Raw genomic sequence first — 13934 nt, forward strand, 5'->3', positions numbered from 1 at the left:
CCGCAGGGGGTCGATTACGTCCGGGGTAATGCGGGGGCCGAAAGCGCCACCCGCCGTCTTCTCACGCGCGTGCGACTGTGCTTGCCAAAGGGGCTCTTTCGGCCGCCTGAACGGGAGTTGGCGTATGCGCAAGCCGTGGATCGGTGGGGTGCTCGCCGCTGTGCTGCTCCTTGGAGCGTGCGGTGACCCCGGGGCCTCCGGGGGTGAGAGTGCCCCGGAGACCGTCCCCAAGGCACCCACCGACTCCGGCAGCGCACGGGCCAATCCCTCCGCGCCCCCGGCCTCGCCCTCCTAGGTCTCGGTCCTGCGACCGGAGAGACGACCCGCACCCGCTCTATTGCTAGCGCTCACGGCGCCGGGTGGGGCTGCCGAGGACCCGTTCCTCAAGGCCCTCGGCAAGACCCGCGACCGCGTCCCGCAGCTCGCCGAGGTCTTCGCTGCCCAGGACACCCACGCCGCCGACATCAGCACAGCTCCGTGGCCCGACCCCGCGCCCATGGGCAGCCGCGACCTGCACGAGCCCCAGCGGCACGGTCACGCCGCGTGACCCGGTTCCTCACCCCGCAAGAGCTCCTGCAGATCGCGCAGACCCTCCCGGGTGACCCGGCCTGTCTCGACCTGGGCGTGCTCGACGGAACCTGCGCCCGAGTCCAGGCCCACTACATGGGCCGCGACGTGTACGCGAGCGACTAGCTCAAGGCCGCGGCCATGCTGGAGAGCATCGCGCTGCACGAGCCGCTGGAGGCGAAGAACGAGTTCTTCGCCTGGCTGGTCGCCGAGACCTTCCTCAACACCAACGGGGTCACGCTGGACTACGAGCCGGAGGACGCACTCGCGCTCGTCATGCGCGCCAAGGACAAGGGCGCCCACGCTCAAGAGGTCGCTGCGCAGCTGCGCGCCTGGTCCGCCGGCTGAGACCCACGCCCGCCCGGAAGGACGGGCGGCCAAGCCGGTCCAGGAAGATGGATCAGCCCGGTTTTAAGGCGGTGAAGAGCCGGGCCAACGGTGCATTCCGTGGGGGATGCGGTCCAACACTGCACTCGGTTGGTCCTGTATCGGCGTACACGTCGCGCGGCGGGCCCTCTGCGGGTGCGCTCTATGCAGGAGGGACAGGCTGCTCGTCCCCGCCTGCAAAGAGGTACTCGTGCATCTGCTGCAGATAGCCGTACAGGGAGTTCTCGTCATCGAAGGCGATGTTGGTCAGCCGTTCGTAGTCGCCGACGGAAAGCTCCCGTGTGCGCAGCACACGCTCGAGGCCGTCACGCACACCGTCGACGTAGTCGCTTTTGAACGCGTGCAGTGTCGGACGCAGCCTGTGCGTGCCGGAATCTATGACACCCCTAAGCGACCTGCGAGTATTCGTGGATGAGGCCGCTGAGTCGATCGCGTCGGGAGATGCGGGTTTTGCCAGTGGCGGTAGTTGGTTCGGACTCGGTGAGTCGGCCTGGCGCCCGTTGTCCGAGGGATCGATGCGGCCGGTGACTGTTGTAGTGCTCCGTGCACTCGTCGAGGACGAGTCGGAGGTGGCGCTCGCCGGTGATCAGGATGCGGTCGGTGGACTCGCGTCGACATGATCCGATCCAGCGTTCGGCGATCCCGTTCATCCGTGGCCCAGCGGGCAGTGTGGGGATGACGCGTACGCCGGCTGCTTGGAAGACGGCGTCAAAGCTGTCGGTGAAGTAGGCGCCGCGGTCCCGGATGAGGAACTTGACCGACTCTGCGCGGTCACCCAGGTCCATGAGGTAGTTCCGCGCTTGCTGGGTGATCCAGGGGCCGGTCGGGTGTCGAGTGATGCCGGCGATGTGCACGCGGCGGGCGCCATGGTCGATGAAGAACAGCACGAACCAGCGCCGCAAGAGGACGGTGTCGATGTGGAAGAGGTCGGTGGCCACGATTGCGGAGGCCTGCGCTTTGAGGAAAGCAGCCCATGAGCGGTCCGCGCGTTGCGGTGATGGGTCTATCCCAGCCTTCTTCAGTACCTCCCAGACGGTCGAGGCGCCGACCTTGCGCCCCAGACCAAGCAGTTCGCCGTGGATCCGTCGATATCCCCACCCCGGGTTCTCCCGCGCGAGGCGCAGGACCAGGTGCCGCAGTGCTTCCGGCTTCGGAGGTCGGCCCGGGCGGCGGTGTGGATAGGTCCACTTCCGGGCGACGAGACGTGCGTGCCAGCGTAGGACCGACCGCGGTGTCACCAGCAATGCCAGCCGGGCACGCTGCTTCTTGTTCACCATCCGGAGCAGCGCTGCCATGACAGCCCGATCGCTCCAGGAAAACCGAGGCCGTGGCTGGATGCGTTGCGCGACAGCGAGCTGGTGCCGGAGCGTCAAGATCTCGACGTCCTTCGCCGCACTCGACCGGGCAAGCAGCACAAGCCATCCCAAGAGCTGGCACGCTAGTTGATAGATCAGACGTATCGCCACGACCCAGCATGATGCCGCACAGTACCCGCCAGCCTCCCGCGCTCGGGTAGATCCGAACCCGCAGGTCACCTCGGGTGACGCAGTTTCCGGCACCGACAGGCGCGCAGCAGCGTGCGAACATCTCGTACGCCCCAGGCTGGCGTGACCGCTAGCCTGGGCGCTCCGAACATCACAAGGAAAGGCGAACTCACGTGGTGGACATGCAAGCGGCCGCACGCAAGGTCTTCGACCGGTACGACCTCGACGGCGACGGCCAGATCACGGCCAAGGAGTACCGGCAGGTCGTCGCAGAGCTGAACGGCGAGCACCTCACCGACGAGCAGGCGCAGCGGTTCATCGACGTGCTGGACACGGACGGCGACGGCACCATGTCCTTCGAAGAGTTCTGGGCACCGATGCAGGACGCCTGACAGCGCTCGGCCGAGGTCATGGGCGCAGAGATGAGAGGCCGTTTGCGGACGGCCTCTTTCCGTTCTCCGGGCGCTCTCGAGTGGCAGTGCGAAGCGGGAGCACTGCCCCTGCCGAAAATCCCATCCGCGCAGTTCAAGCGGCATGCTGCGGACTTGCCGCTTCAGGTGTCTCGGCGTCGCCGTAGTTCCGCGTACGGCGTCGTACGACCGTCAATGGCGCTTCAGAGCTCCGAACCGGAATCGCGCGCCTGACTGGGGGGCAAGGGGTCGCAGGTTCAAATCCTGTCGTCCCGACGGAAACGTCGCAGGTAGGGGCCATCTTCGGATGGCCCCTACTTCGTGTTCTGGAGCAATTCTGGGAGCGGGGAGCCGCTCCCTGGGGGCGGGAGTCTGGGAGCGACGACAACCGGGGGTGGACGGCTGGTCACCTGATCCGGTCGCTCCCACGGAGCGTCTCCGCTGCCGGGTCCGGTGTCTGAGGCAAGGGGTCGTACTGTTCGCCCCCTTGTCCGAATACTCGTCACGGGGTCGTGCTCCCACTCGTCCCCTTGACGGTCTCAGCGACCCCATGTCTGCGCGAACTCCATGTCGCGGTGCGCACGTCATCCAGAGGTTGAACGCTGTGGCGAGATGCGGTGCAGGTCGGAGGGGGGTGTCGGCTGGGGGCGCCTGCTCCTGTGGGTCCCCTTGGCGCGGTGCAAGTGGCCGTTGCTGTCTGTCCCGCTGAGCCCCGAACAAGAGGGCATTTCACAGCCGTCGGCGTCGAACAGACACCGGCTCGAGCAACTGGCTGTCGTAATCCTGGGCTGCCACAGCTACCTTCTACCGCTCCGCCTTGCGTCTATCACGTCCAGGGGCGTCGCGGTCTTCGACAACCAGGCACGATGGAAACTGACTGCGAGTCACCAGTGTGCACCTCGGGCCGTGATGTGCTCGTAGGGAGGATCAGCCATGGTCCCCCAGGGTCAACCAAAAGGTACCGTCGTGATCACTGCATGCCTAGCTGACTCGTGCACCGGCGAGGTGTGCTGAACCGGTGCACGAGTCGAACTAAGCATCACCAAGGCGCCAACTCTTGGTCGGCTGGCCATTCTCATCCCACTGCAAATCTTCGCGTAGCGTCAGGCCATCACTGTCAAACACTTTCCGAGACGCCAGCGTACCGTTGGGGTGCCATTCACGGAACTCTCCGCAAGGAAGCCCCGTGCGCACAGTGCCCTCGGAGCGCAGAGTCCCGTCTTGGTACCACTCGCGCGATACGCCGTCCTGCGTCCCTTCGGTGTAATGATCCAGGCTAACCAATTTTCCGCTGAGATATTCCACTACCTCACCGGTGAAAGGCTCCCCCCGGTAAAGAAGGTGCTGCGCTTCGTCCATGTCTACTTCTGGATCATCGATGTCGATTCGCTCTGTGGGAGGCATTATTGGATCCAGTTCTCATCGCTCGGCGGATACCCCGTGAATCGTCCGTGACTACTCGGTACACCATGGAGCATGTGGTTACAGTTCGCGCAGAAGGGGGCTGGACGCCCAGGGGCGCCCGTAGCCTTGTCTGACAGGTACGGAAATTCCACAGCGGCCCGCATCTCGGCGAGCGCGGCATCTCCATCAGGTAATCCTTGTTTCGTACGCGCCCAGAGTAGCTCGTTTGCAGCTTTTACTTCGGCGTGCCCGAGAGGATGGTCGTTGTGAGGAGGCGGCGTACCGATGGAGTTGTAGCGTTCCGCAAGAGTCGGGTGCAGTTCATCGATGGGGATGACGGCATCAGCCTTGCCGTTAATACCCTCAATGATCGTGCCGGTCCGCAGATCAACCACAGCGCCTACGCAGGCTCCCGTTTGTTTCCGAGGGAAGGTTCCGGCTTCCTTCGCAGCGCGATAGGCGGCGCCACGATCACGGGCAACGTCGTCCAGGTAGTCAGCCACCGGACGGCCGTCGACGCGGGTGATCAGACCGTTTGTGCGGACCACCCGGCTGTCATCCAATTGATCGAGAACCTTCTCACCTGGACCTGGCGCAGGCGAATCGTGACCGCCTGGCTGGTTGTGGGGCTGGCCGTCGTCTCCTGATCCGTACACATGGTCGTCGAGTCAAGGCGTTCTCGACGCCCAGCGTGGACGGCCGAGGGGCGAGTGGTTCGAGTCATTCGTTGGCTTGTCGACCGGCGGGTGCTGGTGCAGTGGCGGGCAGGGGGCGGCAATTCTGCGGTGGGCAGCGTCGCTGTCGCCGATGCAGCGAGGGCGCTCGCGGGTGCAGACGTTTGCTGCCTGCCTGCCTGGCGGCGGCGGGGCGGCCCGCCCGCCGCCGATGAGTTCCCCAACGCCACAGGATGACGTACGGCCGTGTGCTGGATCGGGTGATTGTCCTGTGAGGCCGAAAGGCCGACATCGCCGGCTTGTACGGCGCTCGCCGTGACGTACCGGCGATCGGGTGCCGTTCGGGAGATCGTGACGGACGGCCTGCTGGGTGGCAGGCTGGCACCAGCATTGGTGCCGGGGGAGTGAGGCGGCGATCTGACGCAACTCTTTGGCGCCGTACTTCTGCGTACAGTGGCGTACGGGCGCCACAGGCCGTCAGGACTCCGAACCAGGATCGCGCGCCTGACTGGGGGTCAAGGGGTCGCAGGTTCAAATCCTGTCGTCCCGACGGAAACGTCGCAGGTAGGGGCCATCTTCGGATGGCCCCTACTTCGTGTTCGGGGGGAAGTGCGTGTGATGCGCTTGTTCTGGGCATGTCATTCCTGGTCGTGGGCCCCACACCGCGACGGATCAGGAGGACATGGTGAAGAAGAGCTCGCGTGCTCGCAGAGTCTCGTTCGTTCTCGGTAGTGCCGTTGTGCTGGTCGTCGCTCTTCCGGGGAGTGCGCTCGCGGAACCGCCCAGGTCGTTGCCCGCCAACGCTGACGGGCTGGAGCAGAGCTTTCAGCCGGCCTACGACTACGACACCGACGGCTGCTATCCGACGCCCGCCATCGGCCCCGACGGCAGCGTCAATGGAGGGCTGAAGCCGTCGGGTGCCGTCAACGGTCAGTGCCGTGACTCCTGGGATCTCGACAACACCAACGGGTACGCCCGGTACAAGTGCAACAACGACTGGTGCGCCATCATGTACGGCCTGTACTTCGAGAAGGACCAGGCCGTCGCGGGAAGCGGCCTCGGTGGGCACCGTCACGACTGGGAACACGTGGTGGTGTGGGTGCAGGGCAACGAAGCGCGCTACGTCTCCACCTCGGCCCACGGCAACTTCGACGTCCACGGTCGTGACCAGATCCGCTGGGACGGGACGCATCCCAAGATCGTGTACCACAAGGACGGCGTGAGTACGCACTGCTTCCGCCCTGCCGGTTCCAACGACGAGCCGCCGGAGAACCACAAGCGGACATGGCAGTTCCCCGGCCTCGTCGGCTGGAACGGCTATCCCGCGGGCGTGCGGGACAAACTGAGCCAGGCGGACTTCGGCAGTGCCGTCTTCGGGCTCAAGGACGGCAATTTCAACTACCACCTCGAGAAGGCCAAGCCGGCCGGCATCCCGTTCGACCCCAACGCCTGACGGGCGGCTGGGGGTTGGTGGGGTTGCCGGGGTTGCCGGTGCCCGGCGGCGTCCGGGGTCGCCGTGGCGGTCCCGGACGCCTGAAGTGTCGTAGGCGAGTGCCGTACGCGAGGAACGGTCTACCAATTGTCCGGCCGCACCTCGTAGGTGAGGGTGTAGTGGGCGCCGTCCTTGCGGAACACGGCGACCTGTTCGCCGCGGCCCGAGACGGACGGGCTGATGTGGAAGTCGCCCAGGTGGTCGTCCGGGTCGAAGTCGTCCTTGTCCCACATGGAGACGACGTCGGCCCCGCTGTTGACCAGTGAGAACGGCCCGTTGTTGACGTTGATGACGTTTCCGTTGTTGATGTCGCCGCGACCCCAGACACGCTGGCCGCGGAAGTCCACCCACAGCTCGTCCTCGCCGTCGTCCTGGGTCTCGATGCATCGCAGTTGGTAGAACTTGACTTGGTGTCCCATGAGTTGCTCCCGGTTCGTTCCGGCCGTCGGACGTGTTTCCGACACCCATGAGAATGCGCGCATCGGGGGTACCCTCGCGTCCACTCTGGAGTGGATTAGCGGTGTACGACCCAGGGTGTACGTTTCTGCGTCGCGCCTAGGCAGTTTCATGGAGCCATGAGCGACTCGCGCGACCCCATGGATGAGACAACCGTGCTGGTCACGGCCGCGGACGTCACCCTCGAACCGATCGGCGCCAGGGCCCTGCTCGTCGACAGGGACGCCCTCTTGGCCCCGGATCCGCCGCCTCTCCTCGCCGAGCCGCAGGGGGAGTTGGTCGCCGTGATCACACCGGTGCCCGCCGACAGCGGACCCGTGGAGCGGATCGCCGTGGTCGGTGTGGAGCGTCTCGGCTCCGATGTATCCGCGACGGATGCGACGGGTGCAACGGGCGTGCCGGACGTGCCGGAAGCGCCGGAGGGGCCGGGCGTGTGGGGTGCGGCGGCGAGCGTGGTGCGGCTCGCCGGGCGGTCCCGTTACGTGGTGCGTGCCGAGTCCTTCACCCAGCGGCGGCTGACCGAGGCGCTGCTCGCCGAGGGCGGCGACCTGTGGGCGGCGATGCGCACGCTCGGCTATGACTCGCCGGTGCCGCCTGACCGGCCCGGAAGGGTGGGCCTGAGCGGGGCCGGGGTCGGGGCCGGGCCGAGCGAGGATGAGCTCGACGCGTTCGCCGCCGGGCCGTGCCGGGTCATCCGCACCTGCTTCCCCCACCCGCCTCGCCCCGATGACCCGCCGAGTCCTGATGGCCCGCGCCCGCCGCGCCCGGGTGACCCGCGTCCGCCGCGCCCCGGCGATCCGCGCCCACCGACCCGACCATGACCGCCAGACCCGGAGCCGCCCTCGGCCGGCTGTATCGGGCGGCTCCCGCCGTTCAGGACTCGGTGCTCGCCGTCGCCCTGTTGCTGCCCGACCTGTTCCTCTTCTCGGACTTCGCCCTCCCGAACGTCGGCCTGGCCGACCGGCTGTTCACGGTCGGGTACGCCGTCCTCGGCTATGCGGTGCTCGCGGCGCGGCGGCGGGCGCCCCGGGCGGTGTTCGGCTACCTGTGGGCGCACGCTCTCGGCGGTGAACTCCTCACCGCCGTCGGGGTGTTCGACTACAGCCCGACCTTGGCCCTGCTCGCCGCGCTCTACACCGTCGCCGCACTCCGGAGCGCCCGTCTGTCCGCGCTCGCGCTGGCTTCCGTGACGGTGCCGGTGGCGCTCTCGGTGCGGGCGGCGCTCGCCGACGTACCCGCCGCGGAGCGGCTCACCTCCCTGATCGGGGTGGCCTGCTTCTACGGGATGCTCAACCTGGAGGTGTGGGCCGTCGGCCGGGGTGTGCGTGCGGGGCGTGCGGCGGCAGCCCGGGACCGGCTGGCGTTGGCGCGTGCCCAGGACGCGACCCTGGCCGAACGTGCGCGCACGGCACGGGAGTTGCACGACATCGTCGCCAACGCGGTCACCGTCATGGTGCTCCAGGCCGGGGGTGCCCGCCATGTGCTGCGGGCCGACCCGGACCGGGTCGAGCACGCGCTCGACCAGATCGAGTCCAGCGGCAAGACCGCCGTCGCCGAGCTGCGGCACATGCTCCTGGTGCTGCGCACCGACGGCGAGCGGCTCGCCGCCGAGGGGTCGAGCTTCGGGCTCGCCGATCTGGACCCGCTTCTGAACGGGGCCCGCCAGGCAGGCCTGCGCGCCCGCCTGGAGGTGACCGGTGCCCCCGCCGCGCTCGCCAGGAGCGTCGACCTGACCGCCTACCGGCTGGTGCAGGAGGCGCTGACCAACGCGGCCAAGCACGCGGGCCCCGGAGCCGCCACGGTCGTACGCCTCGACTGGTCCCGGGCCGACGGGCGGCTGAGGGTCGAGGTCGCCGACGACGGGCGGGGCACCCCGGCCGCAGCCGGCTCCGAACTGTCCACCGGGCACGGCCTGATCGGGCTCCGCGAGCGGGTGGCCGTCTGCGGCGGCACGTTCGACGCCGGTCCCACCAGGGAGGGTGGCTTCCGGGTCGCCGCCACCTTGCCCGCGGAGGAACACTTTCGGCAGGAGGCCGCGTCATGAGATGCGTCATGAGCTGCGTCATGAGTCGGGTCACGACTCGCGTCACTAACGGTCGCACCGGGGCAGGAGGAGCGTGGTGATCCGGGTGCTGCTCGCGGACGACCAGGCCATGGTGCGCTCCGCGCTCGCCATGCTGCTCACCGGCGAGGACGGCATCGAGGTGGTGGGCGAGGCCGCCGACGGGGTCGAGGCCGTGGCCCTCGCGGCCGAACTGCGCCCCACCGTCGTCGTCATGGATGTGCGCATGCCCGGCATGGACGGCGTCGACGCGACCCGGCAGATCACCGCCGACGCCTTTCCCGGCGAGGCGCGGGTGCTCGTGCTGACGACGTACAACGTCAGTGAGGCCGTCTACCAGGCGCTGCGCGCCGGGGCCTCCGGCTTTCTGCTCAAGGACGCGGCTCCCGGCGAACTGGCCGGGGCAGTACGGGCGTTGGCGGCGGGGGATGGCTGGTTGGATCCGGCCGTGATCGCTGACCTGCTGGCCGAGTTCGCCGCGAGGCCGGAGAGGATCAGACCGGCCCCGGAGGAACTGGCGGCGCTCACCGGCCGGGAGCGCGAGGTCCTCGTCCTGGTCGCGCACGGATTCTCCAACGCCGAGATCGCCGCCCATCTGTTCATCGGCGAGGCGACGGTCAAGACCCACCTCGGGCGGATTCTCCTGAAGCTGGGAATGCGCGACCGGGCCCAGGCGATCGCCGCCGCCTACCAGACCGGGCTCGTCGCACCGGGCTCCTCCCCGCCGCTGCCCTGATGAGGGGCGGGGCCGCCCTGTGCCGGGCCCGCACTGCCCTGTCCGGGCCCGCACTGCCCTGTCCCGAGTCGCACTGCCCTGTCCAGGGCCGCACTGCCCTGTCCCGAGTCGCGCTGCCCCGTGCCGAGCGACGCCCCACCGAGCCATCCCGCGCCGAGCCATCCCGCGCCGAGCCATCCCCCGCCGAGCCATCCCGCGCCGCATCGGCTTACGCCTGCGCGGACCCGCGCCGCGCCAGCCCGAACGGGCCCAGCCCGCACCGAGCCATCCCGCACCGCGTCGGCCTGCGCCGGACACGCCCGGCCCGCACCAGCCCATTCCGCACCCAGCCCATTCCGCACCCGGCCCATTCCGCACCCGGCCCGGCCCGCACCAGTCCAACCCGCACCGCAGTCGGCCCTAGGGCCCCGCATGCACCTGGCAGGCCCACAGGCTTGGGGTCTGGGGATATGCGTCGCGCAGCGCTCGCACGGTGGAGTGCAGGGCCTCGGCCGTTCGGTCGACTGCCAGGGTGCCGTCGTCAGCCGTGCTCAAGGCCTCGTACACGCCCTGGGCGACCCGCGCGCCGATCGTGTCGTCGACGTGCCACAGCGAGCCGACGATATGGGGGAAGCCCGCGATCTGGAAGGCGCTGACGATGTGGACGGCCTCGTCGGCCAGTTCGGGGCTGGTCCGCAGGGTGTCGCAGGCCGAGAGGTAGACGAGCCGCACCGATGGCAGCCGGAGCCGGGCGAGGTCGCGTACGGTCAGCGGGCGTTCGGTGTGGTCGTGCAGGACGAGTCGGCTGCCGGACGGCCGGTCGAGATCTCCCACGGCATGGCAGGCGAAGTGCGCGTACGCGTGCCGGTGCAGGGCGGAGACCACCGCCGAGTGGGTGGCCGACGCGCCGGTGAGCACCTCGGGGGCGGGCAGCAGCCGTGCCAGGTGTTCGGCCTCGCGGTGCGCGGCGGGCAGCGGTGCGAAGTCCGCGGCCTCGCCGACGGCGACGACGAGCGCACCGGTGCCCGCCGGGCGCGCGGCCCGCTGCCTGGCGTGGTGCAGCGCCCGCAGGGTCGGCGTGTACGAGGAGACGACCCGGTCCAGCGCGCCGGACGCGCCGCCGGCGGGGGCGGCCGCGTGCAGCGGCATCGTGCCCAGGGCTCCGGCGGGCGACCACCAGACCCGGGGGAGCCGGTCGGCGGGCAAGGCATCGAGGGCCAAGCTGCCCAGGACGGGGGCGACCACTGCCTGCCACAGCCAGCCGAGCGTTTCCCGTACGACCTGCTGGGCGCGCTGCGACTGCTTTCGGGAAGTGTCGGGTGCGTCGATGCGGTGCAGCGCGTCCTGAAAGGCCGTCCGGCGCGCGGTCGTTGTCCCCGGATCGAGTCCCGGGAGCGGTACGGCGGCTATGGAGTGCTCGCCGACGACCAGCGCGTCGCTGCCGTACGGGGACACGTTGACCAGGACCACCGGTCCCGCGGAGGCGGTCGCGCGCAGTTCGTGCTCGTGCCACTCCCGCACCGGGCGCAGCAGGCCGAGCTCGGGGTGCGCGGCACGGATTCGGGTGGTGAGCTCCCGCCATTCGGCGGCCAGTTGCTGGCGTCGGTCGGCTCGGGCGGCGGACGCCCGCGCGGCCACGGGGGCCTGGCCCAGCGGTTCGGCGCTGAGCGACTGCCCGCCGTCGGTCGCCGTGTCGAGGGCCTCGCGCAGTTCCTCGAAGCGGTCGGCGAGGTCCGGGGCGGCCTCCCGGAGCCGGGTCAGATCGCTGTCGGCGTCGAAGGCGTGGGACAGCAGCACGCCTCTGGCCTGTTCGAGGAGCCCCACCGCCAGCTGGGGACGGCCGCAGCGCACGGCGCACGCCGCCGCGGCGGCACCCAACCCGATGGTCCGGCTCAGCAGGAACTCCTGGTCGTCGCGGACCAGATGGCGCGGGGCGACGGAGTGCAGCAGGTCGACCGCCACCACGTACCCGTCGAGGGCGCGGTCCCAGACACCGAGCTCCGCCCAGGCGTCGCCCCAGGACCGTGCGGCGTCCAGGCGCTCGGAGGGCGCGCACTGCTCCTCCAGGGCCGCGGCCCGGAACACGTCGGCCGCCTCGGCGACAGCCGCCCGGCGGTCGCGGCGGGCCGCCTGGTCCCGCAGGGCGTTGCCGAGGTTCGTCAGGCGCAGCGTGCGCCGCGCGTGGCCGGGCGGGGTGACCTCGACCGCGCGGCGGAACAGCGCGATCGCGTCGTTCCTGAGCGTCGACGACATCAGGGCGCCCAGGCTGGAGAGGCGGGCGCCGGCGGCCACCGCAAGGGCGCCGGGAAGCTCGGGGGAGTCCGCGGGCAGCGCGGCGATCACCGCGTCGGCCAGAGCGCGTGCCTCCCGCGCGTCGCCGAGCTGGTGTGCCGCCCGGCAGCGGGTCATCAGGGCCATGGCCAGGTTGTGGCGCCGGTGCGGCAACCGGGGATCGTCCGCCGGGGTGAGGGCGAGGGCCTGCCTGAAGAGCCCGATCGCCTCGTCGAGTTGTGCGGGCGGGTCGGCGGCACGCTCGTATCCCGACAGCCGGCTGATCGCCGTCGAGCCGACCAGCGCCGCCCGGTGCGCGGGCCCCAGGCCGGGCAGCTGTGCGGCCCGGCGCCGGCACTCCTGGGCCTCCCTCAGGTCCTCGCCGTCCTCGGTGAGGCGGTGGCGCAGGCCCAGGGCCATGCCGAGGTTGAGCAGCCGTACGCCGAGGATCTCGTGCGCCTCGGAGGTGAGCGCCACCGCCTCCCGGAGGGCCTGGATGGCATCGTTCAACTCCGCCGGGTTTCCGGTGTGTTGGTAGCCGGTGCTCAGGACCATCCCGAGGTCGCTGAGGGTCACGGGCCGCTCCGGGTGGCCCGGCGGCAGGAGCTTCTCGGCCCGGCGCAGGAGTCGCAGGGCTTCGGCGAGGTCCGCGCTGTTGGCCGCCGGGTCGAGGCCGTACCGCGCGTGCAGGGCCATCGCGGGGGCGATCAGCCGCACCGCGGTGCGGGGCGTCGGCTCGCCGGACGCGGCCACCACGGCGGACAGGTGGGTGATCGCCGCGTCCAGGTCGGCGGGATCGCCGGTGAGCGCGTACCGGGCGCGCAGCGCGTTGCCCAGGACGCCGCGGACGCCGGTGCGCTGGTCCGGGTCCTGTGACGCCTCCAGCGCCCCGGTCAGTACGTCGACCGCCTCGTGCAGGTCGTGCGGCCCGCCGCTGCGCTGGTGGCGCAGGATCAGCCCGAGGCCCAGGTTGATGCCTGCCGCCGCCGGGCCCTTCGGATCGCCGGGAGCGGCACGGCGGAACAGGTCCACCACCTCGTCGCACTCCTCGGGCGTACTGCCCTCCCGCTGCCGCAGCGCCAGCAGCGCGCCGCCCAGGGTGCTGAGGCAGTGGGCCAGATGCGGGCTGTGCGGGGGCAGTTGGGCCAGCACGTCACGGGCCGTGCCGACCGCCTCGTGCAGGTCGTCCACGTCGTACGACCGCTGGTACCGCTCCAGGAACTGGACGCCCAGGTTGCTGAGCGTGAGCAGCCGTTCAGGGGCCTCGGCAGGAAGGCGCTTGAGGGTGCGGTGGGTGAGACACAGCGCCGCGTCCGGGCCTTCGTCGGTGCCCGGGTGCCGTCCGGCCAGGGACTGCGCGTAGGCCAGATCGGCGACCCGGGTCGCGTACGCGGGGTCGTGCTCCGGCGTCGCGAGGACGGCGAGGCCGGCCATCGCGACCGCGAGGCCCACCAGCACCTCACGGGTGGGTACCGATGAGCCCACCCGTACGGCCAGTTCGTACAGCCGGAGGTCGTCCTTGGTGGCGTCCGGCGGCGGGCGGTGCTGTCGGCCCTCGGCCGCGATCACGGCCGCGGCGCACTCGGCCGACCACTCGGCGGGGCCGTCCGCGTTCGCCGGGTCGGGGCGATCCGCGGGGTCGGTGGCTTCGTAACCGGCCGCCAACTGCGGCGGCACGAGCCCGGGATCGGCCACCCACACAGGGAAGAGCAGCGTGCCGGCCATGGCGCCGTGCACACTGCCCTGCGCGTCGCAGGAGGCCGCCGCGCGGGCGGCGCAGAGCCAGCCGGCCACGTGCCGGGCCTCCAGGTCGACCCTGGTGTCGGTGCTCCGGAGCAGGCCCCGGAGTTCGGCATCGGCCTCGGGACCGCACACCACGTCCCTGTGCACACCCCCGTCCGGGGTCCCGGCCCGTGCGACGCGCGCGCGGATCACCTGTACGAGCCGGTCCCGGTCGTCCCTCACCTCGTGTCTCCCCCCTGTGGTCGACTCCGGCAGCACGACGATCCACC

14 protein-coding genes are annotated in these 13934 nt (G+C 70.2%); 9 read left to right on the forward strand and 5 right to left on the reverse strand.

Annotated elements, in window-relative coordinates:
* Positions 1 to 337: 337 nt before the first annotated feature.
* Genes ACIGXX_RS09060 through ACIGXX_RS09070 form a run of 3 tightly spaced genes read left to right on the forward strand, consistent with a single transcriptional unit; the run spans position 338 to position 915 of the window.
* Positions 338 to 547, forward strand: a complete 210-nt coding sequence (locus tag ACIGXX_RS09060; RefSeq protein WP_351161339.1) for a hypothetical protein — start codon at positions 338 to 340, stop codon at positions 545 to 547.
* The gene (locus ACIGXX_RS09065) at positions 544 to 693 is read left to right on the forward strand and encodes a hypothetical protein (RefSeq protein WP_351161341.1); all 150 of its coding nucleotides are present in this window, start codon (positions 544 to 546) and stop codon (positions 691 to 693) included. Before ACIGXX_RS09060 ends, ACIGXX_RS09065 begins: the two co-directional genes overlap by 4 nt.
* A gap of 15 nt (positions 694 to 708) precedes the next feature.
* On the forward strand, positions 709 to 915 hold the full coding sequence (locus ACIGXX_RS09070) for a hypothetical protein (RefSeq protein WP_351161344.1): 207 nt from the start codon (positions 709 to 711) through the stop codon (positions 913 to 915).
* Positions 916 to 1096: 181 nt separating this feature from the next.
* Here ACIGXX_RS09070 and ACIGXX_RS09075 read toward each other — a convergent pair whose 3' ends face one another.
* Together ACIGXX_RS09075 and ACIGXX_RS09080 are read right to left on the reverse strand one after the other, a co-directional pair.
* The gene (locus tag ACIGXX_RS09075) at positions 1097 to 1246 is read right to left on the reverse strand and encodes a hypothetical protein (protein WP_383823375.1); all 150 of its coding nucleotides are present in this window, start codon (positions 1244 to 1246) and stop codon (positions 1097 to 1099) included.
* Positions 1247 to 1340: 94 nt separating this feature from the next.
* Positions 1341 to 2420: an integrase core domain-containing protein gene (locus tag ACIGXX_RS09080; RefSeq protein WP_366462834.1), complete on the reverse strand. Its 1080-nt coding sequence runs from the start codon at positions 2418 to 2420 to the stop codon at positions 1341 to 1343.
* 200 nt (positions 2421 to 2620) lie between these two features.
* On the opposite strand from ACIGXX_RS09080, the gene ACIGXX_RS09085 reads away from it, so the two are divergent.
* Positions 2621 to 2830: an EF-hand domain-containing protein gene (locus ACIGXX_RS09085; RefSeq protein ID WP_383823626.1), complete on the forward strand. Its 210-nt coding sequence runs from the start codon at positions 2621 to 2623 to the stop codon at positions 2828 to 2830.
* A 1050-nt stretch (positions 2831 to 3880) separates the two neighbouring features.
* On the opposite strand, the gene ACIGXX_RS09090 is transcribed toward ACIGXX_RS09085, so the two are convergent.
* Positions 3881 to 4207, reverse strand: coding sequence for a hypothetical protein (locus ACIGXX_RS09090; RefSeq protein WP_361461283.1), 327 nt, complete (start codon positions 4205 to 4207; stop codon positions 3881 to 3883).
* Positions 4208 to 4566: 359 nt separating this feature from the next.
* On the opposite strand from ACIGXX_RS09090, the gene ACIGXX_RS09095 reads away from it, so the two are divergent.
* Entirely contained in the window at positions 4567 to 4899 is a 333-nt protein-coding gene (locus ACIGXX_RS09095) for a hypothetical protein (RefSeq protein ID WP_366462833.1), read from the forward strand.
* A gap of 709 nt (positions 4900 to 5608) precedes the next feature.
* Complete coding sequence (locus ACIGXX_RS09100; protein WP_399974046.1) at positions 5609 to 6379, forward strand: NPP1 family protein; 771 nt, start codon at positions 5609 to 5611, stop codon at positions 6377 to 6379.
* A gap of 119 nt (positions 6380 to 6498) precedes the next feature.
* Here ACIGXX_RS09100 and ACIGXX_RS09105 read toward each other — a convergent pair whose 3' ends face one another.
* Positions 6499 to 6837, reverse strand: a complete 339-nt coding sequence (locus tag ACIGXX_RS09105; protein WP_351161351.1) for a hypothetical protein — start codon at positions 6835 to 6837, stop codon at positions 6499 to 6501.
* 156 nt (positions 6838 to 6993) lie between these two features.
* On the opposite strand from ACIGXX_RS09105, the gene ACIGXX_RS09110 reads away from it, so the two are divergent.
* The 3 genes from ACIGXX_RS09110 (at position 6994) to ACIGXX_RS09120 (ending at position 9672) form a co-directional block, all read left to right on the forward strand.
* Entirely contained in the window at positions 6994 to 7695 is a 702-nt protein-coding gene (locus tag ACIGXX_RS09110; protein ID WP_399974050.1) for a hypothetical protein, read from the forward strand.
* A complete protein-coding gene (locus ACIGXX_RS09115; RefSeq protein WP_399974053.1) occupies positions 7692 to 8918 on the forward strand; it encodes a sensor histidine kinase in 1227 nt (408 codons plus the stop codon). Before ACIGXX_RS09110 ends, ACIGXX_RS09115 begins: the two co-directional genes overlap by 4 nt.
* Before the next feature lie 73 nt (positions 8919 to 8991).
* Positions 8992 to 9672 carry a response regulator gene (locus ACIGXX_RS09120; RefSeq protein WP_383823396.1) on the forward strand — a complete coding sequence of 227 codons (681 nt, stop codon included), beginning with the start codon at positions 8992 to 8994 and terminating at the stop codon, positions 9670 to 9672.
* Positions 9673 to 10071: 399 nt separating this feature from the next.
* Here the strand turns inward: ACIGXX_RS09120 and ACIGXX_RS09125 are convergent, their stop codons facing one another.
* Positions 10072 to 13887 (reverse strand): CHAT domain-containing protein, encoded by a 3816-nt coding sequence (locus ACIGXX_RS09125; RefSeq protein ID WP_399974058.1) that lies wholly within the window; start codon positions 13885 to 13887, stop codon positions 10072 to 10074.
* Positions 13888 to 13934: the final 47 nt, after the last annotated feature.

Origin of the sequence: Streptomyces sp. NPDC055243 (assembly GCF_044544025.1) — a bacterium.
In the GTDB taxonomy this organism is placed as follows: Bacteria; Actinomycetota; Actinomycetes; order Streptomycetales; family Streptomycetaceae; genus Streptomyces.